This is a genomic window from Staphylococcus sp. T93, assembly GCF_016743875.1.
Classification (GTDB): domain Bacteria; phylum Bacillota; class Bacilli; order Staphylococcales; family Staphylococcaceae; genus Staphylococcus; species Staphylococcus aureus.
Genome location: NZ_CP068247.1, coordinates 1,314,033 through 1,338,357 on the forward strand (window position 1 = coordinate 1,314,033; position 24,325 = coordinate 1,338,357).

22 protein-coding genes, 8 tRNA genes and 1 pseudogene are annotated in these 24,325 nt (G+C 30.5%); 5 read left to right on the plus strand and 26 right to left on the minus strand.

The features are described 5' to 3' along the window. Positions 1-359 precede the first annotated feature (359 nt). The 11 genes from JG553_RS06310 to lukE form a co-directional block, all read right to left on the minus strand. The gene (locus JG553_RS06310) at positions 360-1,058 is read right to left on the minus strand and encodes a BsaG family lantibiotic immunity ABC transporter permease subunit (RefSeq protein ID WP_000586140.1); all 699 of its coding nucleotides are present in this window, start codon (positions 1,056-1,058) and stop codon (positions 360-362) included. Continuing rightward, a complete protein-coding gene (locus tag JG553_RS06315; protein WP_000581552.1) occupies positions 1,055-1,816 on the minus strand; it encodes a lantibiotic immunity ABC transporter MutE/EpiE family permease subunit in 762 nt (253 codons plus the stop codon). The genes JG553_RS06310 and JG553_RS06315 overlap by 4 nt, the downstream gene beginning before the upstream one ends. Continuing rightward, a complete protein-coding gene (locus JG553_RS06320; RefSeq protein ID WP_001096791.1) occupies positions 1,813-2,505 on the minus strand; it encodes a lantibiotic protection ABC transporter ATP-binding subunit in 693 nt (230 codons plus the stop codon). The genes JG553_RS06315 and JG553_RS06320 overlap by 4 nt, the downstream gene beginning before the upstream one ends. 22 nt (positions 2,506-2,527) lie before the next feature. Beyond that, a complete protein-coding gene (locus tag JG553_RS06325; protein ID WP_000691541.1) occupies positions 2,528-3,901 on the minus strand; it encodes a S8 family peptidase in 1,374 nt (457 codons plus the stop codon). A gap of 9 nt (positions 3,902-3,910) precedes the next feature. Continuing rightward, positions 3,911-4,429 carry a flavoprotein gene (locus tag JG553_RS06330; RefSeq protein ID WP_000504439.1) on the minus strand — a complete coding sequence of 173 codons (519 nt, stop codon included), beginning with the start codon at positions 4,427-4,429 and terminating at the stop codon, positions 3,911-3,913. 15 nt (positions 4,430-4,444) lie between these two features. Then, positions 4,445-5,689 (minus strand): lanthionine synthetase C family protein, encoded by a 1,245-nt coding sequence (locus JG553_RS06335; RefSeq protein ID WP_000566596.1) that lies wholly within the window; start codon positions 5,687-5,689, stop codon positions 4,445-4,447. Further along, positions 5,682-8,675 carry a lantibiotic dehydratase gene (locus JG553_RS06340; RefSeq protein WP_001092605.1) on the minus strand — a complete coding sequence of 998 codons (2,994 nt, stop codon included), beginning with the start codon at positions 8,673-8,675 and terminating at the stop codon, positions 5,682-5,684. Before JG553_RS06340 ends, JG553_RS06335 begins: the two co-directional genes overlap by 8 nt. Positions 8,676-8,739: 64 nt before the next feature. Continuing rightward, a complete protein-coding gene (locus JG553_RS06345) occupies positions 8,740-8,883 on the minus strand; it encodes a gallidermin/nisin family lantibiotic (RefSeq protein WP_000416756.1) in 144 nt (47 codons plus the stop codon). A gap of 736 nt (positions 8,884-9,619) precedes the next feature. Further along, positions 9,620-9,763, minus strand: coding sequence for a gallidermin/nisin family lantibiotic (locus tag JG553_RS06350; protein ID WP_000416759.1), 144 nt, complete (start codon positions 9,761-9,763; stop codon positions 9,620-9,622). Between the two features lie 241 nt (positions 9,764-10,004). After that, positions 10,005-10,988 carry a bi-component leukocidin LukED subunit D gene (gene lukD, locus JG553_RS06355; RefSeq protein ID WP_000782464.1) on the minus strand — a complete coding sequence of 328 codons (984 nt, stop codon included), beginning with the start codon at positions 10,986-10,988 and terminating at the stop codon, positions 10,005-10,007. Between the two features lies 1 nt (position 10,989). Further along, positions 10,990-11,910: a bi-component leukocidin LukED subunit E gene (lukE, locus tag JG553_RS06360; RefSeq protein ID WP_000878802.1), complete on the minus strand. Its 921-nt coding sequence runs from the start codon at positions 11,908-11,910 to the stop codon at positions 10,990-10,992. An 897-nt stretch (positions 11,911-12,807) separates the two neighbouring features. Between lukE and JG553_RS06365 the strand changes: the two genes are divergently transcribed. The 3 genes and pseudogenes from JG553_RS06365 to JG553_RS13330 form a co-directional block, all read left to right on the plus strand. Then, positions 12,808-13,263, plus strand: a complete 456-nt coding sequence (locus JG553_RS06365) for a DUF6978 family protein (RefSeq protein WP_001086053.1) — start codon at positions 12,808-12,810, stop codon at positions 13,261-13,263. Between the two features lie 12 nt (positions 13,264-13,275). Next, a complete protein-coding gene (locus JG553_RS06370) occupies positions 13,276-14,064 on the plus strand; it encodes a DUF1828 domain-containing protein (protein WP_000206350.1) in 789 nt (262 codons plus the stop codon). A gap of 460 nt (positions 14,065-14,524) precedes the next feature. Further along, positions 14,525-14,733, plus strand: a pseudogene (locus tag JG553_RS13330) (DUF1828 domain-containing protein); the annotation flags it as partial. Positions 14,734-15,306: 573 nt separating this feature from the next. Here the strand turns inward: JG553_RS13330 and JG553_RS06375 are convergent. From JG553_RS06375 to JG553_RS06435, 13 genes are all read right to left on the minus strand, one after another. Beyond that, positions 15,307-15,395: transfer RNA gene (locus JG553_RS06375), tRNA-Ser, on the minus strand. A gap of 54 nt (positions 15,396-15,449) precedes the next feature. After that, positions 15,450-15,521 (minus strand) — tRNA-Glu (locus tag JG553_RS06380). Position 15,522: 1 nt separating this feature from the next. Beyond that, positions 15,523-15,597, minus strand: a tRNA-Asn gene (locus tag JG553_RS06385). A gap of 14 nt (positions 15,598-15,611) precedes the next feature. Then, positions 15,612-15,685: transfer RNA gene (locus JG553_RS06390), tRNA-Gly, on the minus strand. A 15-nt stretch (positions 15,686-15,700) separates the two neighbouring features. Beyond that, positions 15,701-15,776: transfer RNA gene (locus JG553_RS06395), tRNA-His, on the minus strand. Between the two features lie 13 nt (positions 15,777-15,789). Next, positions 15,790-15,862 (minus strand) — tRNA-Phe (locus JG553_RS06400). A 16-nt stretch (positions 15,863-15,878) separates the two neighbouring features. Continuing rightward, a tRNA-Asp gene (locus JG553_RS06405) sits at positions 15,879-15,954 on the minus strand. Positions 15,955-15,975: 21 nt separating this feature from the next. Beyond that, positions 15,976-16,049: transfer RNA gene (locus JG553_RS06410), tRNA-Met, on the minus strand. A gap of 471 nt (positions 16,050-16,520) precedes the next feature. Continuing rightward, the gene (locus JG553_RS06415) at positions 16,521-17,075 is read right to left on the minus strand and encodes an RBBP9/YdeN family alpha/beta hydrolase (RefSeq protein WP_000132889.1); all 555 of its coding nucleotides are present in this window, start codon (positions 17,073-17,075) and stop codon (positions 16,521-16,523) included. Between the two features lie 322 nt (positions 17,076-17,397). After that, positions 17,398-18,798, minus strand: a complete 1,401-nt coding sequence (gene hemY, locus JG553_RS06420) for a protoporphyrinogen oxidase (protein WP_000167538.1) — start codon at positions 18,796-18,798, stop codon at positions 17,398-17,400. 23 nt (positions 18,799-18,821) lie between these two features. Next, positions 18,822-19,745, minus strand: a complete 924-nt coding sequence (hemH, locus tag JG553_RS06425) for a ferrochelatase (protein WP_000162880.1) — start codon at positions 19,743-19,745, stop codon at positions 18,822-18,824. Between the two features lie 57 nt (positions 19,746-19,802). After that, a complete protein-coding gene (hemE, locus tag JG553_RS06430) occupies positions 19,803-20,840 on the minus strand; it encodes a uroporphyrinogen decarboxylase (RefSeq protein ID WP_000233526.1) in 1,038 nt (345 codons plus the stop codon). Continuing rightward, positions 20,830-20,940, minus strand: coding sequence for a hypothetical protein (locus tag JG553_RS06435; RefSeq protein WP_001790154.1), 111 nt, complete (start codon positions 20,938-20,940; stop codon positions 20,830-20,832). Before JG553_RS06435 ends, hemE begins: the two co-directional genes overlap by 11 nt. A 162-nt stretch (positions 20,941-21,102) precedes the next feature. Here JG553_RS06435 and traP point away from each other — a divergent pair, with 162 nt between their 5' ends. Then, the gene (gene traP / locus JG553_RS06440; protein ID WP_000737976.1) at positions 21,103-21,606 is read left to right on the plus strand and encodes a signal transduction protein TRAP; all 504 of its coding nucleotides are present in this window, start codon (positions 21,103-21,105) and stop codon (positions 21,604-21,606) included. A 123-nt stretch (positions 21,607-21,729) separates the two neighbouring features. On the opposite strand, the gene ecsB is transcribed toward traP, so the two are convergent. Both ecsB and ecsA read right to left on the minus strand, forming a co-directional pair. After that, positions 21,730-22,953: an ABC transporter permease EcsB gene (ecsB, locus tag JG553_RS06445; protein ID WP_001245769.1), complete on the minus strand. Its 1,224-nt coding sequence runs from the start codon at positions 22,951-22,953 to the stop codon at positions 21,730-21,732. Further along, positions 22,946-23,686, minus strand: coding sequence for an ABC transporter ATP-binding protein EcsA (gene ecsA, locus JG553_RS06450; protein ID WP_000216878.1), 741 nt, complete (start codon positions 23,684-23,686; stop codon positions 22,946-22,948). The genes ecsB and ecsA overlap by 8 nt, the downstream gene beginning before the upstream one ends. A gap of 133 nt (positions 23,687-23,819) precedes the next feature. Between ecsA and JG553_RS06455 the strand changes: the two genes are divergently transcribed. Next, positions 23,820-24,242 (plus strand): HIT family protein, encoded by a 423-nt coding sequence (locus JG553_RS06455; RefSeq protein WP_000004981.1) that lies wholly within the window; start codon positions 23,820-23,822, stop codon positions 24,240-24,242. Positions 24,243-24,325: the final 83 nt, after the last annotated feature.

Genomic DNA, 24,325 nt, shown 5'->3' on the forward strand with positions numbered 1-24,325 from the left:
AAAAAACCATTCCGCATTAACTTTGGCAAGTTGGAATGGTTAAAAAAATATTTTAGAAGCCAGCGTTTGGCTTGCTTAGACGACATGTTCGCGCATGTCGTCTTATTTTTACATTTATATAATAACACGCAATTCAATAAAATGTCTAATCAATAAACCTCAATTACATTCAAATTCAAAAACTTTTCACCTAATATTCATCGCTTAAATAAACATTACGTTTAATTAAACAGACATTGTCAATCGCGTCTAATACCCCTGCTGTCCGAAAACAAAATTATTTTGTATTCATATTTAACTGTTCTCTTTCCTCCCTTTTCAACGCAACTAAATTTCTTTTACCGTTAGAGCCCCAATCTTTAATCTTTAATTGTTCTACCGCTCCATTTATTAAATCCTTTAAAGAGTAAAACTGCTAATAGCAACGTGATAATAATATAGATTGCCAATGTTAATGTAACTGGTATACTCCCTTCGATAAACATATAAACGTAACGTGTAGCATATGTGATTGGTAAATAGAACCACGAATGATCTCCAAGCACTTCTAATCCAAAATAAACGTTAAAAATAAACATTAAAACTCCGACAACAATAGCCATTACATCTTTAATGAAAATACTAAAAATAAAAAGTAGCAGTAATATAATTACATTGAAAAACAATGATACGCCTATAAACATAAGTGTTATTTTCATATCATGTGAATGCCACAATAAATTAATTGATGCTAATAGAATACATATGGCTGTAATAGTATAAGTAAAAATCATTGATGCATTTAACCAATTTAGCCTATTAGCTTTTCCTAAAATATGATTAAAGTGACCAATATTTTCTTCAAAATTGATAACTTGATAGACGTTTATAGAAATTAATAGCGATGTAATTGCATTAAAACTCGCTGTAAACAAACTTATTTGTCGACCATTCCATAAATTTACGTTTAAATACCAATTTATAAATAATATAAACAATATGGTTACAATAATGGGTACAAATGTGAGCGCTTGCTTAGAAAATTTCAACTTACATGACTTTAATTCGTTAATTATCATTTTAATCGCCAACTTTTCTTATTATTTAAAAATGTTACTATCGCGAAAATAATGATGCTAACAATAATCGAAATATATAAGGCATTGAGATCATTAAAGTATTTTGAATTATGGTTTACAACTAAACCATTAGGTAGTATACCAAGCGTAATAAGCGGGATTCTCTGCATTATCCCCCACGGCAACACCCAAAATAAACTCTTCAATGTTAAAAACAAGACACAAATGACTGATAATACTAAGTTTATTAATATTGATACGAACACACCAAAGTATCGAGTTAATAAAAAGTTGAGCGGTATCAATGGTAGAGATACTACATACATCAACAATATTGTCACCAATAACAACATAGCATTAACCGGATGTGGATTAATAATTAGGTCACCTATATAAGCAATAATAAATACTAAAAAGCAATGTACCAAAAATGCTATTGATAAAATGAAAATCTTTGCTCTTATTTCTTTTGTAATCGACCAATTATTACTTAAGTAATAATTAAATGATTTATTTCTCATTTCAATTTTAAATAACGAATTACAAGCCATACATAATACAATCGGGATGAAAGCAATTGGCCAAATATTAAATAGTAAAGTTATATATGGTGACACACTATTCGCTGTTCCCGTATTACTTTTGGCGAATAAGACTGTGAAAATAGCAAAACAAAGAAATACCAGCGGACTTATTAATAAAACATACATACTGAAAGAATTTTTAAATTTGATACCTTCTATCTTTAAATGTATCATTTGTAATCACCTTTCGTTATTTTGAAGAATATCTCTTCTAAGTTTTCATCTTTGTTATTTCTTTGCTGATATTTTAGCTCACCCTCATGAATAATACCGATATGATCTGCTAAAACTTGGATTTCAGATAAAATGTGACTTGAAATAATAATACTAGTACCTTGTTCTGTTAATAATTTTAGAAGTTCTCTAAGTTCTTGGATTCCATATGGGTCTAAACCATTAGATGGTTCGTCTAATACTAAAATTTCTGGCTTTTTAATTAATGCCATTGCAATTCCAAGTCTTTGTTTCATACCTAAAGAAAAGTCCTTAACCTTTTTCTTTTTATCGACATTTAAATTGACTAAGCTTAAAACACTATTAATTTCGCTGAAATCAACGCTTTCATTTAAACACACAATTTTCAAATTATCTTGTGCACTTAAATGATTATATGTCGCAGGTGTTTCAATAAGCGAACCAACTTTGTGCAAATCATTTCGTGTCATTGGTCTATTATCTAATTTAATTTCCCCTGAATCTTGTTGAAGTATGCCACATATAATTTTCATAAGTGTCGTTTTACCGGCTCCATTAATACCAAGTAATCCATAAACTTCGTTATTTTCTAAAGTGATATTAATATGCTTTAATACATCTTGATTTTTAAACCGCTTCGAAATGTTTTCAGTAACTAATTTTGCCATAATCAAAAACTCCTTTGATTTATTAACTTGCTTTTTGATTTGCTACATTTAATGCTTTATACACATCAAGCTCACCATGCCCATATCTACTAAATGGTTTATTATTCTTAGATGTCCCATGCTGATATAACAATTCAATCGCTTTATCTGGATGTTTTTCAAGATGATATTTATCAATGATTAAAGCTAGTGCTCCCGAAACTTTAGGTGTGGCTAATGAAGTTCCAGCTTGATAAATATATCTTCCGTTATTGGCAGTAGTTAAAATGTTCTCCTTATGCATATACCCTTCATTCATCCATTTATCCACACCGAATTGATTTAAATAAGCAAATGATCCTCCGGGCGCAGCAATATCTGTATAATTCATACCAAAATTGGAAAACTCAGATAGATTACTCTTTTGATCTGTAGATCCTACTGTAACGACATTGTCCATAGATGCAGGAACATCTTTCACTTCGCCATTACCTTGATATTCACGCTGTAATTTTAGTTTCTGTTTGTCATTGACATCAATACCATCATTACCAGCTGCAGCAACAACGATAGATTTTTTCTTCTTGGCGTAATTGATTGCTTTCTGTAACGCATCGTATTCTACTTTTTCATCTTTTCTAAATGTTTGATGGTCATTTTTGTCCAAAATAATATAACTACCAACACTAATATTAATGACTTGATTTCCATCATTTGCAGCTTGAACAATCGCTTTTGATACCCAAAGCAGTTCTGTTTTTTTACTACCAAACACGCGATACATTGTAAATTTGTTATTCGGTGCAACACCTATTAACTTACCATTAGCACTCGTTTGACCCGACACCATCGTGCCATGTCCTTTCCTATCATTGACATCGTGAACATCACCTGTTTCCTCCGGTTCAGTACCTCTAAAACCGTTTAAAGGTACTAAATTTTTAGAATCAGTCGAGAAATTATTTTTCAAATCGTCATGGTTTTTCATCACACCTGTATCTATGATTGCTATTTTGGTGTTAGCATGTTTTGGCAAATCATCATACGATGCACCATTATTGGTTATTTTATTCATATCCCATTGTCTTGAAAATAATGACTCATTTGATGTTCTGTCTATTGTTTTCTCGCTAGTAATACAAGTTGAACATGTGGCATTGATATATTTAATATCATTTTTATAGTTTGCTAAAGCATTAGCATGCATTTTCGTCATTTTAATCTGTGCCACATGTAATTCCGGTATATTATAGACAACGTTTAAGGACTTCTTTTTAACTAACTTGTTAAATGTTGCTGTATTTTTGTATTCAACACTGTAATATAGTTCTTCTGACGCTGATGCATTACTCATTGTAATAGATATTAAAAGACTCAATATTATTAAACTAATAATAGCGCGCTTTATGATTTTCATATTCTAATCTCAAATGAATTCCAGAACTTTATATGGTTCAGGTGCGACAACATTCTTTTTAAATGTTTTTGACGCTAATTCATAACTTTCTGAAATATTTGCTGGATATATTGATACACCATAATCTTTTAATAATCGAATATTATTTTGAGTAACTGGATTTTCCCACATTCGTAAATTCATATTTGGAAATATAGAAAGTTTTTCAAAAGCTGTATGACAAATAGTTAATAATAAATTGTCACATATACCATTTGCAATTTTATTAATCGTATTAGAAGTCGCAGGTAAAATAATAATCTTGTCATGTTTATTTGCTATATCTACATGATTTAAAAAAGGGTCTTCAAATTCGTCATAATAGTTATCGCAAAATTGCTTTAATATTTCACCATTAATAAACTTTCTACCGTTTGTTGACGCGATTACATTTACTTCATCAAATTTTGATTTTAATTCAATAATATAGTGGCTAATATTGATACTATTAACTGAGCCACACAAACAAATCAATACATTTTCTCCCATGATATACGCCTCCATTCAGCTAATTAAAAACGCATTGGTCCAATTTTTTTCATTGAGAATTTTTGTATTTTTCAGTGTCATCAATGTTAGATAGACCCCTAATTCACCTTCTAAAAGGCCAACTTTCCTACTTTTAAATACATCTTGCTTATTTTCATTAATGTCTATAAAATTCACCAGATAATCTTCCTTATAATGAGAAATCAGTTTATTTATTAATACAGTGATATAATCAGACACTTCATTTAATTCAAAATTCAAATTCATAATTGTTAACATTAATATTTGTGATGACAATCCATGACAAATAGTTGGACTTATTAAATTTTCATCTTTATCATTTACTACTTGTAGCATCACTTTTTTAGACATTTTAATTATTTCATCATCTTGTAATGCTTGGCCGATTAAAAACAACGTCGTCATTACACCCGTATTGCCATAACACCAACCATTCCGAATAAAATTGAAATGATTACGTTCAGAAATTAAATCGTAACGCTGCAACCATCTTTCGTGGTTACAAAATTTTTCGTCCATGATAAATTTGTACATGTCTTTTAATATGTGCTGATGATTTTCAATCGTAATTCCTTTAATCACGCATAATGCAAATAAAGACATCGGTCCTAGCACTCCATGTGCAAGGCCAAGATTGATATTACCTTCAGTAAAATAATTTTTATCAGACTCTAAAAATTGACTTTCTTGTGGGACTACCCAGCTATTTTTAGAATATTGAATATCTTTAAAGTATACTAATATGCTTTTTAATGCTTTAACATTAAATTCATTCTCATCTACTCTATTTAGCAAATATCTCCCTATCCCAGCTAATCCACTGACAGTATCATAATTTAATGGATTTAATGGTTCTTGTAATATTTGATCAAATTTATTTTCTATTTCATTTACAATGTGACCATCAATATTATTTAAAATATTTTGATAATTTTTGCCATTTTGCGATGCTAAATCCATTGAAAATGCAATACCTGAAAGTCCACCAAACAAAGAATTGTTATATTGACCACTCTGTAAATATGGTGCTAATTTCATGATGTACTTATGCACAATTTGCTCAGTATTAATATCGAAAACTTTTTGATAAGCATCTAAAAACAAAATGATACCTGGTATACCATGTGATAAAGTTGAAGGTTCAAAATAATCGGTTTCAGTAGATGCTTTTGAAATGAAATCATCTACTTCTGAAATCTCTTGAAACTTCTTCTTCAATATTAGATTCATATCAATCATTTTTGTCACCACACCAATGCTTTTGAGTTTTAACAATTTCTTTTACAATAGATAAAACAAATGTTTCTTGATCCTTATCAATGCCAAATATTCGATTGCAGCGCATATGAATTAAGCTGCCAATAATCCTTGACCTTTTAGTAGTTAAAGTTTTTTTAAGCCCTTCATTTAATTTGCTCAAAATTTGGTTGCCATCTTTTAAAATTCGATAAATACCACTATAGTGTTTAGCCATATATTCAAAATTATTAGCAGGATTACATATAGTTACAAGTTCATTTTTAAAAGGTCTAATATCTTTACTTTTAAATGATGTAGGTACATAGTTATTAACAATTTCCATACGCTCTTCATTAGAAATTGAAAACATCTCAAATAAATACATTATTGAAATAGCAACAATATATGGTCGATCAAACTTAAAATCATTTTCAATAATATTGACAGCTAAATTCGTGTCATATTCAAAGAAGGCTTCTATTTCATTAATCGTGTTCTTTCCACCATATCTAAAAAATTCTGGCTCGTATGATACAAATTCATAATCTGAAACTTCTGTCGTTTGTCGAACATGTGGTAACCAATTCTTCAAGATGCTGTATATTTCTGCGTAATTTTCGTCATTCCTGAATAACCTCAACTTTAAAATGTCACCTTGTTTGATATAACGCATTAAAAAATATTGATCTATATCTCCCTTATCTTTAAGATGTTTTACAAATGGATACAAATTGTCGATGATAAATGTATCTTGCGATGGCTTATCGATATGAATATGTAATGCAAACCAGTCTTTGTCATATTCAATATCTGTATTTTTATATTTTGGAATTTCGATTTCGGGTCCTCGATAAGATGATTTTTTATAAATTGGTGTAACAATTTCATACACATGATCATTCTTTGATTGAGGTAAAAATGATTCTACTAAACGTACACGTTTATGCTTCTTATATTCTTTCATCAATAAATATCTATGATTAGCTAATGATAAATTTAGTAGAAGCTTGTTATCTCCATAAACTAAATTCACGATATTAGGTATATTGAATTGTTCTTGATATTTCAAAAATTGTTGATCCCATTCTTCATTTTTAGGTAAAGGTAATACCATCTCGTTAATTTTCCAATATGCTGGTTTAAGAATGACATTTTTATATCTGATTCGTGGTGAATAACTAAATGAATCAATACTCACATCATTCATAGGTTCAATGCATTTCACAGATTCCATTGAAATTTCTCGTAACAATCGATATAAATTACATTCTTTTAAAAAGTTATACATATTGTTTGATTCAAATAGTACCCTTTTATTTAGTTGGCTAGAATATAAATATAATTTGTTAAAGGTAGCACCAACATAAATATCATCTAAGGTAAGCTCATACTTTGAATAACTATTACTACTTCCTAAATTCAATGAATATTCGTATGAGTCATGATTAGTTAATACATTATGATTTCTCGGATATTTCGGTATGTTATTTATAGAAATCATTTCTACATTGTCATCACATATCATCTTCTGATAATAATGTCCTTTTTCATGTTCTAATTTTGCTAAAGTTTCAGTATCAATTAAATGATGAAATCGCCCAAATGTAGCGCCAGCATTAAAAGACGCCGTTAAAGGACTAATAACAATGAGCTCATTGTACTGATTGTAAAAACGTCCTAAATAAAGTTCAGCATAAACATCTGCACTCATTGGCGCATGATAATGATTGATTTCATTATCGTTAATCAATGACTCTACATCTTTTTCATTTATGACTATCTCATCGTTATTTCTCAAGGCATGTAAAAATTTTTGCTTAAGCATTACAATATTATTTCCATCGGTTTCTTCTTCTTGAAAAATTGTTGTCCCGAAACCTGTTATATCTGAAATCAAATCTTTAATATTCACGAGTTGTTCAAATCCATACTTTTCAATAAAACGGTTGTGAAGAACTTTCAAATCTGTGAATCCAATATTATTTCTTGATAAAAGCCACAATAAGTACGCTGCTTCAGATATATTTGTTGCTATATCTTGATGTAAATAATTGTTAATCATGTCAATTTTGGTATCAATTTGAAGATAGTTTTTACATTTGAATAGTGCCTTCATATGATGAATAATGTCTTTATATAATTCCTCGCCAAATCCAATTTCAGTTTTTTCATAAGCTAATATCAATTTCTGGATTTCTCTAATTTTTTTCACAAAATCATCATTATGTAAAGAAAGTTTATTTAAAATATAATTTAAATTATCGCTATATGATAACGGTGGTCTGATTGTTGAATATATAATTTCCTTTGAGACAAGATTATGGATATATACTTTCACTTTAGTAATATCATTAATTTCAAATTCTTGATTTATCTTTTCAGCTAAATTTGAAAAAGTAATATTATTATTCGTCACAGTGGTTTTGATGAATACGAGTAATTCGCTATTTTTAATGGAAAAAGATGTATCTTTATTGTTGTTTAAATAAATAGCACTTTGTTCATTTAAATATATTCGATCATTGATAATATGTGCTTTACTATTCCAAATAACTTTCAAATTTTGATAATATTCATCAATACTCTCAATATAACTAACCAGTTTATACAACCATTCGCCATCGACTTTCACATATTTTTGAATACTATTTCCAACTTTAAGACGTGTTGGTTCATTTACAAAATGCCCCAAATTAATACCACTTAATAATCCAAATGGAGTTGGACGTGTTGACATTCTAATTAAATATTTTAATAAACTTTCTTTAGCATCTCTAACCTTCTTGTTATCGCCATCAAAATTTATTTCTTGTAAAGTACAATATAAGTTAAATGTTGTTGTTAGGATTGATTCTTTCATCTGAGCATTTAATTGTAAGTCGCTATATTTAATTTGTTCAGTATTTAAAAATAAATTGAAAAATTCAACTGATAATAAAGGTGTTCTAATCATACAAATACTTGACGGTTCGTAAATAGTGTTCATTTGTAAGCACCTCACATATTTGAATAGACAAATAGAGCCCTTTCAGGCTCTATTTGCTGTAATCTTAACAGCAGAAGCTATTAAAACTACCAGTCTTAGCACAACCAGGAGTACATAAACTATGACTTGTAATACGTTCGTCACCTGCTGAATCATTTGAGTTATTGTTTGCTTTAACTTGCACGTCTAAATCAAGAACTTTTTCCATAGATAAAACCTCCTATTATTAGTTGAAGTTAAGGCCTACTTCAATTGTCATATTATCCCTTTTCACACAACAAATCAATAAATTATATAATTATATTTTGTGAATTTTTTGTAAACACTTATTAATTTAGTAATACTATTTTGATAATTAGATTTTTGTGTTTTTTTATTACTATTTATTTTCACTAATAATTTTGCATCTAAGTTCATAATTTTAAATTTATTGATGAATTTTTTAATAGATTAATCAATTCATTTATACAAATACTTAGATATTTTTATCTATCAATACTATTACGAATTTGGAGATGGCTGCTTGAGATTAATTAATAGATATTTATGCAGTTTTGTTCTATTTATACAAAATTTAGCAAATAATAATTGAAGTTATTTTAAAGATGAGGATATAAACATATAATTTCAATGACTTGATTATTTTCTTAAATGACATGTTCTAAGAGGGTCAATATAATAACCAAAGCTTGTCATTACTTATATGTAAAGATAGAGGCTAATTACATAATCCTAACTTATTTAACAGGAAGTCATGAAAACTATATTACAACTAAAAGTATAACTTTCCATCACCAAAGTCAGAATTTATTGAAACACTCAACTGATAATATAGAAGGCTAATTATAAAAATACCTGGCGATTAATAAACTGTTTCCGTTTTTTAGCACTTAATATATTTAAAAAGACAAATAGAGCCCTTTCAGGCTCTATTTGCTGTATCCTTAACAACAGAAGCTGTTAAAACTACCCGTCTTTTCACAACCAAAGCTACAAAAAAGATGGCTAGTTATTCTTTCGTCACCCGCTGAATCATTAGTGTTGTTATTTCCTTTAACTTGCACGTCTAAATCAAGAACTTTTTCCAAAGATAAAACCCCCTATTTAAAAGTTGAAGTTAAGACCCACTTCAATTGTCATATTAATCATTACCACACAATAAATCAATGAATTTAATAATAATTATTTGTTATTAATTTGTAAATCGTCATTAATTTTATGGTACTATTGTTAGTTTAAACAAATAATGTAACTTCTTTTTTTAATATGTTGTGAATATTTTTTGTTTAACTCTTAAATTTCGGGTTTAACTTCCTCTATTTCTAACAGTTATACTCCAGGATTAGTTTCTTTAGAATCCGTACCGATTAATTTAACAGTATGGTTTTGCCAGTCAACTTCATAAGTAGATGTAAACGTTACTGTATTTTGATTTTTGTAGTTATTTCCAACCCAGTGTAGTCGATTCCATTGATTAGTATATCTATCCATTTCTCTTTGGTAAGTTACTTTGATTTTAGATTTTTTTGTATCATTTTGTTTATGAGAAAGTACGCTTATAAATTCTGGGTTAAAGTTACCACGCGCCAATAAAGGCATTTGATGTGTTGGCAAGAAATTTTGACCAGCATTTGAACTACTTTGTCTACCACCTAAAAACAGTTCATTACCATATGTTGGGTCATAACTATCTCTACCATATGGTCCCCAACCATTATTCATAATTTTGTGCGCCTCAACACCCCAGCCAATTGATTTATGATTTGTTTTTCTATCAATCGTAGTTCTGTAACTTTCTTGTTTATAATTTATCGTTTCTGAAAATGATTTTGATCCATTTAATCCACCTGATAAGCCATTAGATATATTAATATCTCCGCCATAAGAATAACCTAATGTTTGTTGAACTTGGAATTCTTCATTTTGATTTTTAGGTGCATAGTCAACAACATTTACAGCATCATTTGATTCTGAACTAACCGAAACATTATACTTACCGCCCCAATAAAACTGTGAGTAATTGTAATCTTTTGGATTAGGCTTTTTATAACCTGAATTAATGTTTCCGGCTGCCTTAAGTACTAACGTATCTTTGTCATAACTTTTATCCTTAATGAAATTAAACGTTAAAATTTGAGAAATATTCAATTTATCATTATCAGATGTTGCTGTTGTTTTGTATAAAGTGATTTTGTCATCTACTTTTTTCTCGCTTACAGGTGTGATATGTTGAGCTGCATCAACTGTATTCGATAGCAAAAGCAGTGCAATTGATGAAGCAACTGATGATTTGACTAATTTTTTCATTTTCATATTAATTATGTCCTTTCACTTTAATTTCGTGTGTTTTCCAATTAACTTCATATCTAACTACAAAGTTTCTATTTACAAATGCATTATGCTTTCTTTCTGCGTAAATACCAGTTCTAGGGAATAAAGTCGCATATGTAATATCTAAGTTTCTACCATATGAAATTTCAAATTCACTCGTATCACTTGAACCTTTTTCATGTGATAGTGTAGTGATAAACGATGGATTAAAGCCACTTTGAACTAAAGGTGGCAATTGATTATCAGGAGCAAAATATTCTCTTGCTGAACCTGTTGGACCATTTGGACTTTGTACGAATAAATATCTATCATGCGCAGATTTTTTTCCATCAGGCGTAACAAATTCGTTTGCTTTAACACCCCATTTAACAGATTTTGAGTTTTGCTTGTCTACTTCACTGACATAACTCTTTTGGGTATAACTAATTGTTTTAGAATAATTAAATGAGCCATTGCCACCTATAGATGGTGCTGACTGGAAATTACCTCCAATGTTATATCCTAATGTTTGACCAACATCAGTAGTTTCTATTTTGTTTTTAGGAAGGTAATTGATTAAGCTAACATTTGGATCTTTAGTCGTCAGTCCTATATTATATTGGAATGGCCAAATCATTCGTTTAGTTAATTCATATCCACTACCCTTCACATCTGAAAATGAAGTTCTGGAATTAATAAAACCTTGCATTTTAACAATTAAAGCGTCTTTGTTATATTTTTTATCTTTTACAAAGTCGAATTGGACATTTTGAGTAACGCCCCATTTCTTACTACTTACATCCTCCGTACGTTTGATTACTTCAGCACCATCACCAATATTTTCAATATTAGTATTTGCTCTAGATTCTTGAATCGGAGATGCTAAAGGTGCAATCAGTCCTACTGACAAAGTTGCAGCTAACATTTTTTCTTAAACATAAGTTTCACTTTCTTTCTATATAAATTTTTAATACAAATTTATTCTAGATTATTTCACTTATTTATAAAATTAACTGTTCATTAAAAAATAAAATGCTATAAAATATTAAAAATGACACAATTTATTCATTTATGCTGCTGAAAACCGGTCATTTTGGCGCAACCTTCATTACCTTTAAATAGTTCCCTTTATATTCGAACAATATGATAAAATTACCGATACTCAATCTTTTCTCTGTAAAAATAAAAACGAACTTTAATCAAATCTTCAAAAATAATGTTTGTATTATCACAAATAATCTATAATTGAATTTAAAATTAACTGATTATTAACTATTGTCCGTTAAACGAAGATGATTACTTCGTATACTGTTATAACTGAAATGTTCTATATATCATTTCGTAATATCGCTTACTTCATCTAAAAAAATTTAATGCTATGATTTAGTCTAATTAAAAACATATATATATTTACTATGAACTAAAATTTCACTTTAAAAATAAAAAACCATGATTTCGAAGTCTTCATAAACTGAAGCTTCTACTCTCATGGCAATTTATACTATGATATTCAATTATAATGCCTAGTCTCATAGTAAACGGCTACTACATTCGCATGTACTTCGTTTTACTGTCCACGCATGGTCGTTGACTTATTTATATTATAATATAAATATTTTATTTTTCAATACTTAATTTTAAAAATCCCCTATGAAAATGTTGATGAGCTACATCTTTAAATCTTATTATACATTGTATAAAATTATATTGCGAGGTAGTAAATTGATATTATACACTTTTGGTTGTGTATGCATCTCACCTATCTTTTTTGCTTTTTTCAAATAAGAAAGTATTAAAAATTAATGCCTATACAGGAACAGACATGGCTAAACTTGATTTAAATAGTCTTGACGACGAGCACGTAAAATTATTAATAAATGAATTAAAATATCCAGAAACTCATATCGATGTAAATGAATTAAAAACAATAGTTGCTAGTCGAATAAATGAAAGGCAAGAAATAATAAGTTTTAAGTTAGGAATAAAGTACTTATTAACAATAAAAAGAGGGAACATAGAAAAAGATAGGTTTTCAATTTCAATCATTTTCAAAGATACCTATCACACCCTAGTTAGAATAGATATTAACGGTGGTACTCACGATAATCCAGATGGAACAATCGCTCCGAAAAGTCATATTCACATATATAATGATAAGTATGATAAAAAGGATAGGTTTGCTTATGAAATTAACTTGAAAGATTTCCCCGACATCTATAACTTGTATAATGTGTATATGTCGTTTTTAGAGTATAATAATATAAAAGACCTTGAATAAAGGAGGGATAATATGACTACATTTGATGCTAAAAAATTAAAAAAAGAATATCTTGATTGGTATAATCAGACCTTAGAGTTTTCTAATTTATCAAACAATGTAGTAAGAATAGATACTCCTTTTAAAGATAATTCTTTAGATAATTTAATAATTTACGCTTTATACGATCAGTCCAGAGACATGATTACACTGACAGATGACGGCTATACTATATTTGATTTAGAAAATAATGGTATTTCTTTAAATAAATCAAAAAAACGTAAAAAGATTTTTGAAGAGCACCTTTCAGCTTACGGTATTAAATATAACGATAAAACTCACGAAATTTTTGTTCAAACTAACTTTAAAAATTTTAATAAATCGAAACATAATTTATTACAGTGCCTTATATTTGTTAATGATATGTACTTACTTTCTAATCCTAAGTCACAGAACATATTTACAGAAGATGTTGCAAACAAATTGGATGAACATAACATTTATTACGGAAGAGATTTACCTATTATAGGAAGCAGTGGTGTTGTTCATAATTTCGACTTTTTTATTAGCGCTAAGAAAAATCAAAAAGAAAAATTTATCAATGCTATTTCTAACCCTAATAATTCTATGATTATTAAGTCGAAAATAACGGATGCTATGCAAGCAAAAAAAATAAAAAGACACAGGCAAAATGAGTTTATTTTTATTTTAAATGACTCAAAAAAAGAAATAAATGAACATAATAAAAATCTTCTTCATGAAAACTATATTAGTACAATAGATTATAGCGAATTAGATGAAAAGATAGGTTTATTGATTTAATATATATAGACGTGATAATATCAATGTTTATATTAAATGAAACGAATTTGAAAATTTCGAAACAGCTTAAGATAGCAAATTGAATAGCCTTATTGATAATGCAGAATCGTCTACACTTAGTTGAACAAATTCTATGAGAATAGATATTGTTAAACTATTTGGGTAGGCGATTTTATTTTGACAAGAGTCAGAAGATTATTTAGTTCATAGTTTAAGTTACAAATGGCTAAACTTTATGAAAATGGTATGACTAGAATCGAAATTATACTCGAATACGATTTAACACTCTCAATCTTCTCGAACTGAATAAATACTGGGTCATTCAATCATCAAGACAACTTAATAAGTGATGATAAATGTTCATACCATTTTGCAAATATAACCAGATACTCTCAACAAAATGTAGAGTTCAAAATTAAAAATGTCCCTAATTGGCACATTGCTGTATGATAATAAATTCAACTTAGATTTCAACAATATAACTAATGATGCTTATATTTACCGCGATATCAAACCAAACAGCCCATCCACAAACAAATTAGAATATATCATGTTAATAATAGTAAATGATATATCTTCCAAAGACCGCAAACTGTAGCAGAACATGAGAACCTTGCGCTTTTGAAATGGTCTAATAAATCAAATATCATTGAAACTTTAATCACATAAATTAACAGTAGTCACCTGTTCGCAGTTCTATAAATTACAAATGCAATAAAGGCTAAAGTAAACTAATTACTTTAGCCTTTATTAATAATTTAGTCGAATTTATTAAAAATCGACTAACTCCTGGTTATGCTACGCTTTACTTTATAATCCGCACGTAGATGCCGATTGATTATATTATAATATTATTATTTTATTTTTTCAAGCGTATATATAATATTTGATTTTCTTTAAGTAACAGCTAAACATTACATTTCAAAACGATTAGGTCATGCAGATGTACATACAACGCTTAAAACATATTCACATTTGATTAAAGAATTTGAAGATAATGAAACTAAATTTATAGAAAAAAATCTGAATGATTTGTTTTGTGACTAAACTTCAAAATCTTGTGACTAAAATTAGGATTATTCATCAAAAATTAGTCACATTGTGGCTAAAAAATTTTAAATGGATATAAATAAATAAGAAGTGTAAAAATGAGGATAATAGCTCAAATGCAGATATATCAAGGGATTGAGTCCAAAATAAAAATAGCGCTTAAAATGGGTAAAACCAATTTAAGCGCCTTTACGGAAGGTAAGGGATTCGAACCCTTGAGACGCTTGTGACGCCTACACACTTTCCAGGCGTGCTCCTTCGGCCAGCTCGGACAACCTTCCTCAACAATAAATATGTAATAAAAAAACAGAAGCGATATTTCACTTCTGCTTGTATGACTCCTACGGGACTCGAACCCGTGTTACCGCCGTGAAAGGGCGGTGTCTTAACCGCTTGACCAAGGAGCCATGGCTCCACAGGTAGGACTCGAACCTACGACCGATCGGTTAACAGCCGATAGCTCTACCACTGAGCTACTGTGGAATAATAGAAAATAATGGAGCGGGTGATGGGAATCGAACCCACAACATCAGCTTGGAAGGCTGAGGTTTTGCCATTAAACTACACCCGCTAATGTAAACGATTATGGGGCGGCTGAAGGGGATCGAACCCTCGAATGTCGGAACCACAATCCGATGTGTTAACCACTTCACCACAACCGCCATGAATTAAGAATGGTTCAGGACAGAGTCGAACTGCCGACACATGGAGCTTCAATCCATTGCTCTACCAACTGAGCTACTGAACCGTAATGGTAATAATAATGGCGGTCTCGACGGGAATCGAACCCGCGATCTCCTGCGTGACAGGCAGGCGTGTTAACCGCTACACTACGAGACCTATTAAATTAAAAACTATGTATTGCGGGAGGCGGATTTGAACCACCGACCTTCGGGTTATGAGCCCGACGAGCTACCGAACTGCTCCATCCCGCGCTAATATTATTTTGAATTACCTAATTAATATACCATAATCAAAAATCTAAAGTCAAGAACTTTTTGAATTTAATTTAAATGTTATCTCTTAAATAATTACTTAAATATCGTAGCAACATGTTCTCTGTTGAACACAAATATTAGTATATTCATTTTTGTAGTGTACGTCAACGACATTTTCAAAGTTTTTTGTGTAAAAAAACGCTTCTTATTCCCTTTTATCATATAAGTGTCTAATAGTTGTCATAAATAGTGTTAAAGCATTTAAAAAGGTATAGGAGTTATAAAGTTTACAACGCCTATACCTTCTGAAAAAGAAATTATAAAAGCTTGTTACACCGCATATTCTTTCAGTCAGCGACTACCAATATAACATTGTAGCCCTAAGACATTGCTTGACGCCTCAATTACAACAATTTTTCAAAATCAGCAGCTACCTACTGACACAACATAACACAACCCATACACTAACTATCGTGTCATGTAATCTTGCATCCGATCTTGCAACGCTGTAAATGTTTCGAAGCCATCCTCTTCTAAGAAGTGCCCTCCATCTTCCACGATTTGCAAGTTCCCCTCTAATGCATTCATTAAACGCTGGGTCTCTTTATATGAAACGTATTTGTCATTTTTAGAACTCAATCCGTAAAAATTGTCAACTTTCTTTTTAATATTATCGTAATCAATGGTTACATTACTTAAATCAATATCTAAATCTATATTTTCTGCATCTTCTTTAAAGCCCGCTATACTGAAAAAGCCTTCAATCGGCTGATCAATCATTTCAATATATTTTAAAGCTGTGATTGAACCTAAACCATGTGTTACAAAATATGTATCCTTTTTGCGTACATTAATTTGTTTCGTCATAGCTTCAATCCACTGATCCACTGTCTTCGCTTCAGGGGATTCAAAATTAAATAATGTTACGTCATATCCTTCTAAAGTTAAGTTATGCTCCAACCACTGATACCAATGATTTCTACTATTTCCATGCATAGAATGTACAATAATTACATCTGTCATCTCATTCTCTCCTTTCAACTTACTACTTCTTTTCTATTTTTAAAAAAATGACTGATTACCTATAATTGTAAAATAAAAACACCTTAATTAGAAATGTTATATCGCAAAGTGACATTTCTAATTAAAGTGTATTGTCATCATTTCAATATCATTCAAAAACAGCTAAACCTTTGTCTCTGCTTCAATTTCACAAAAATAATTCCCGCTGAAAGTATCTATATTTACACATTACTTCCACCATTATATAACTTAAAAATGACTATATTTCATCAAACATTATCTAAAGGCGTCGCACCTACACCAACACCATCCAACAATTAACTTACAACTCTGCGATTACTTCTTCAGCAGCAACTTTACCTTGCGTAATACAATCAGGTAGTCCAACCGCTTCAAAAGATGCACCAGTTACTCTAAGTCGTGGATATGTTTGTTTAATATGTGCTTGAATCTGTCTAATTTGTTGAATATGACCGACATGGTACTGTGGCATACTTTTCGGCAAACGATTGACAATTGTAAATTCAGGATCACCTTTAAATGTCATCATTTGACTTAAATCTCTACGTACAATCGATACTAATTCATTATCTGTATGATCATCAACCACAGTATCACCTGGTTTACCTACATACGCACGAATCAAAACCTTACCTTCCGGTGTAGTAAATGGCCATTTTTTCGATGTCCAAGTACATGCGGTAATGTCTGTATCACTCGTTCTCGCAATTACGAAGCCAGTACCATCATGGGTATTTTCAATGTCTTTTTCATCAAATGCCAATACAACAGTTGCAACAGTCGTACTATCCATCGTTTTAAAGTAATCAAATGCTGGATCTTGTCCGAACCAATTTAAAAACACTTGATGTGGTGTCGTTACTAATACGCCATCATACACTTCTTCTAGTTGATCATTGTAAACAATTTTATATTGTTTTTGAGATGTAATTATATCATCCACTGACGTATTGTAGCGTATTGTCACACCTTTATTTTTAACATCTTGTTCTAATGCTTCAATAAATGAGCTTAAACCATGCTTAAATTGTTTGAATTGTCCTTTCGGTGCGCCAGGATATAATTGTCTTTGTTTCAGACGCTTATTTTTCTCATCCTTCATACCTTTTATCAGACTTCCGAATGCCTCTTCTTTTTCTTTAAAATTAGGAAACGTACTCATCAAACTTAATTTATCAATATCGGTACCATAAATACCACCCATTAAAGGCTCTATTAAATTCTCAAGTACCTCATTACCTAATCTTGCTCTGAAAAATGCACCAACAGAAATGTCACCATCCTGCATTTGAGTAGGTTTTTTTAATAAATCAAACCCTGCTCTTAATTTACCAAGTGGCGATATTAATTTTGTAGTAACAAATGGTTTAATATCTGTTGGAATACCCATAATTGAACCACCTGGAATCGGATATAATTTATTTTTCGCAAAAATATATGATTGTCCAGTCGTATTTGTAACAATATCTTGTTCTAATCCAATATCTTTCGCTAATTCTGTCATAATCGTTTTTCTACCTAAATAAGATTCAGGCCCTAGTTCAATCATATAACCATCTTTACGATACGATTGAATCTTTCCCCCCGGACGATTCGATGCTTCAAAGATGGTTACATCAATATTAGGATCTTGCTGTTTTAAAAAATATGCACTTGATAAACCTGTTATCCCCGCTCCTATAATAGCCACTGATTTAGTCACAACGTTTCACGCTTCTTTCGTCATTAAAATATAGACTTGATTTCATCAATAATTGCACCGATAAATAATGGATGTGTATTCGGCATTTTTGGACGATAATAATTCGCACCAATATCATCGCAAACTACTTTACATTCATAATCATTGTCATAAAGCACCTCTAAATGCTCACATACAAAACCTACTGGCGTATATATAAAGTTTTTATACTGATGTTTTTCATATAAATCACGTGTTAAATCTTGTACATCTGGCCCTAACCAAGGTGTACCTGTATTACCTTCAGATTGCCAACCAATCGCGATATGTTCAATATTAGATTGTTCTTTAATTAAAAGCGCAGTATGTTCTAGTTCTTGTGGATATGGATCATTATTCTTTTCGATTAAACCTTTTGGCAAACTATGTGCCGAAACAACTAATACCGTGTCTTTATGTTCCTCTTCCGGTATTTGAGCTAATGTTTCGTTGACTTTATTCGTCCAATATTCAATAAATTTAGGTTGTTCATAATAATGTTTCACATGTGTAAGTTGAATACCATATTTTGCAGCTTCTTCATCAGCACGTTTGTCATATGATCCTACTGAAAATGAAGAATAATGTGGTGCTAGTACTACCGTGATTGCTTCAGTAATGCCATCATTGTGCATTTGTTCAACCGCATCTTCGATAAATGGTGAAATGTGTTTTAATCCTAAGTATAGTTTAAATTCAACATCTGCATATGCTTTATTTAATGCTGAAACTAGCGCATCAGCCTGGTCATCTGTTGTACCTGCTAATGGTGATAAACCACCTATAAATTCATATCTATCTTTCAAATCTTGAAGTTCTTCTTCAGATGGACGTTTACCATGTCTAATATCTGTATAATATGGCTCTATGTCACTTTCTTTATAAGGTGTGCCATAAGCCATAACTAATAATCCCATTTTTTTAGTCATTGATAATACCTTCCTTTAAATGAATTATCTTTCATGTGCTTCAATGTAAAACTATGATTATCTTTGTGTATATGTGTGTACGAATTCGCTTACTTTACGTAACGTCTCTGGTTGCACTTCTGGGAATACACCGTGTCCTAAATTAAAGATGTGTTTACCGTTCTCCATACCTTGATCTAATATTGGTTTCAATCTCTCTTCAATGACATTCCATGGTGCTAATAAAATTGATGGATCTAAATTCCCTTGTAATGTTTTAGTAACGCCTAATTGTTGAGCCTGATTAATAGACGTTCTCCAATCTAGGCCTAATACATCAATCGGTAAATCATTCCATTCATTGATTAAATGACTGGCACCTACACCGAATAAAATTACCGGCACATCATGTTTTTCTTTAACCTCACTGATTAATCGAATCATATGTGGTTTAATGTAACGTCTGTAATCCTCGACATTTAATGCACCTACCCATGAATCGAAAATTTGAATCAATTCGGCACCTGCTTCGACTTGAGCTGTTACATATTTAACAGATACATCAACTAAATGATTCATTAAAGCAAACCATGTTGCTTCATCTCTATACATCATCGCTTTTGTAAAATTGTAATTTTTCGATGGTCCGCCTTCAATCATATATGACGCTAATGTAAATGGTGCCCCAGTAAATCCTATTAGCGGCACATTTAACTTTTCTTCTGTTAAAAGTTTAATTGTATCTAATACATATGGTACATCTCGTTCGGGGTCTATTTGAGAAAGTTTCTCAACATCTTGAATTGTTTTGATTGGATTATGAATCACTGGACCAATACCCGATTTAATTTCTACATCGACACCAATTGGCTTTAATGGTGTCATAATATCTTTGTATAAAATTGCTGCATCTGTATGATAATTATCAACTGGTAAATGTGTTACATAAGCGCACAACTCCGGCTGATGTGTAATATCGAATAGTGAATATTTTTCTTTCAATTTTCGATATTCTGGTTGCGAACGGCCAGCTTGTCGCATAAACCAAACAGGTGTATGTGATGTTTCTTCACCTTTGATCATTTTTAAAATTGTATTGTTTTTATTATGCACCATAAAGGCCTCCTAAATTAAAATCATTCTTATCTATATTATCATATCGCTCATTCGTTCGTATTTTCAATAAATAAATGTCATAAAACTGACATTTAATCATAGAACTATTTATTGTAAATTTAAATTCTAAAGTCCATTATTTTGTATCATTACTTCTAAATATCTCGCAAGATTCATTATAGTAATTTTAATCAATTATTAATAGTGGTAATGACTAGTTTATCATCGTATAATAAATAAAAACATAAGGGGGACCTTTCATATGAAGAAACTATATACATCTTATGGCACTTATGGATTTTTACATCAGATAAAAATCAATAACCCGACCCATCAACTATTCCAATTTTCAGCATCAGATACTTCAGTTATTTTTGAAGAAACTGATGGTGAGACTGTTTTAAAATCACCTTCAATATATGAAGTTATTAAAGAAATTGGTGAATTCAGTGAACATCATTTCTATTGTGCAATCTTCATTCCATCAACAGAAGATCATGCATATCAACTTGAAAAGAAACTGATTAGTGTAGACGATAATTTCAGAAACTTTGGTGGCTTTAAAAGCTATCGTTTGTTAAGACCTGCTAAAGGTACAACATACAAAATTTATTTCGGATTTGCTGATCGACATGCATACGAAGACTTTAAGCAATCTGATGCCTTTAATGACCATTTTTCAAAAGACGCATTAAGTCATTACTTTGGTTCAAGCGGACAACATTCAAGTTATTTTGAAAGATATCTATACCCAATAAAAGAATAGATTCGAAGAAAACTTCCATTGGTTATGCTGTTAACGTATAGATGCTAATGTAATCTGAACGCCGTATCATTTGGCGTTCAACATTACATGCACCTTTACAACATACATGCCAATGGAAGTTTTTTAGTCTCGTAATAATGTTTCCTGATATTTCAACTTTTTAATAATACTTCTAATCGTTAATAAACCTACAATATAGAAAATGAGTACAACATAGAATAACGTCATATGTTTTATAATAAATGTCACTGCAAACACAGTACAAATAACAAACATTAATCTATATAAAAACTGTTCATACCCTTTGATTACCTTCTCTTCAGGTACAGGCCACACTTGAGGCCATAAGCCATATGCTTGCTGTGAATAAAATTGTGCCATTTGTAACAATATAATATATACAAATAAACACCCAATAATTGCTGTCACTAATGGATATGATAACCAAACCATTAATAAAACTGCAATAATTACTAACCTAAAGATAATATTAAATGCGTCTCTCCCTCTTATAAAGCTTCTAATAAATAAGAATAAATACATCGCATTAGAGTTAAATTTACTACCCTTTGGAACTGGTAAAAGTATATCTAGATAACTTCTTCTGACTGCAGATTCTTTCAAATGTTTTACATCGGTGAACATATTAACAAATTTATAATAATTCATATGATGTCGATGTTCGATTGCAATCATTTTCTCCCAAGGATACAAAAAGCCTGGTTTATATTTTTTAACTAAAAATTCTATTAACACAGGCAAAGCAACCATCACAAATGCGATGTACCATTTTGGAGCTAATAGTAAGTAATATGTTAGAGCAAAGGTGATGAATGATATTAAATTAACTTGCCATGTTTTAAGTCCCGATTGATACCATTGCCATCTTAAGCGTAAACCAACATATGGAAAAATTAATGCACTGACTCCAAAACAAATATAAAATGCCACATTATGTTGATTAATATTGTAAAACAACGGGAACATTACAATAACAATAATGAGTTGGATTAATATGCGCGCAAAGTAACTATATAAAATCGCATGACGCATAAATTGAGACATGTGTTTTTCAAATGGTAATAAAAAGATTTTATCCGCTTCTTTTAACAGTGGTCGCATTGGAAAAATAGATGTCAACGCAACAATCACTGCTGCTATTAATGAAAAATTGATATTCGTTGGAATATGTTTTAACCATTCACCATATCCAAAAATAAATGCACCCAGCAAAATAAGTAAAAAGACCATGAAATGACCATTAAATATAAACTTATTATAATAATTTTTCTCTTTACGAAGGGCATGTAATCTTTTATTAAATAATGTGGTAGCTTGGTTACGCATGTACATCTCCACCTTGCGTCACATGAATATATATATCGTCTAATGTTTGATTATGTAAGCCAGTTTGTTGTCTCAATGCTTCTAAATCTCCAAATGCAACGACTTCACCTTCGTCTAGTATGATAAAACGATCACAGTAACGTTCAGCTGTTGCTAAAATATGTGTACTCATTAGAACGGTTCTACCTTCGTTTTTCTTTTCAACCATTAAATCTAACATGGATTGAATTCCTAATGGATCTAGGCCAAGGAATGGTTCGTCTATAATATACAATTCGGGATTAACGATAAACGCACAAATAATCATGACTTTTTGTTTCATCCCCTTAGAAAAATGACTCGGAAAAACTTTCAACTCATTTTCTAAACGGAATGTCTTTAATAATGGCATTGCTCGATTCATCGTTTCATCACGATCAATATCATATGCCATTGCTGTCATCTCAATGTGTTCCTCTAATGTGAGTTCTTCATAAATAACCGGTGATTCCGGAATATAAGATAACTTTCTTCTATAAGCCTCTATGTCATCATTAATGTTGATATCTGAAATTGATAGAGATCCTTCCATAGGTGTAAGCAATCCTAGCATATGTTTAATCGTTGTACTCTTACCAGCGCCATTAAGGCCAATAAGTCCAACAATTTCGCCTTTGTTTAATTCAAAATTTATATCTTTAATTACAGGGCGTTTTCCATATCCACCTGTAAGCTGTTCTACTTTAACTGTCATAAGGCACCTCCATGACTTATATTGTACCAAAAATTATAAAATGCTCATATTAAATACACATGTCCTAATATCGAATTTTTAGCGACAATGTTATAATGAATGGTAATACTAGTTGAAAAGGAGTGTAGTCATCATGTCAGAAACAATTTTCGGCAAAATTTTAACTGGAGAAATTCCTAGCTTTAAAGTATATGAAGACGATTATGTCTATGCCTTTTTAGATATATCACAAGTTACTAAAGGACATACGTTATTAATTCCTAAAAAAGCTTCTGCTAATATCTTTGAAACTGATGAAGAAACAATGAAACATATCGGTGCAGCATTACCTAAAGTAGCAAATGCTATTAAGCGTGCATTTAATCCTGATGGTTTAAACATTATTCAAAATAATGGTGAGTTTGCAGATCAATCTGTATTTCATATTCATTTCCACTTAATTCCTCGATACGAAAATGATATTGATGGATTTGGTTATAAGTGGGAAACACATGAAGACATTTTAGATAACGATGCAAAACAACAAATTGCTGAACAAATTCAAGCACAATTTTAAATGTATGCTTAATCTAAGCTCGAACGGGTATAATATGATTAATATTATAACAATTGCGTTTGAAGTGATAACATCAAGGTTAG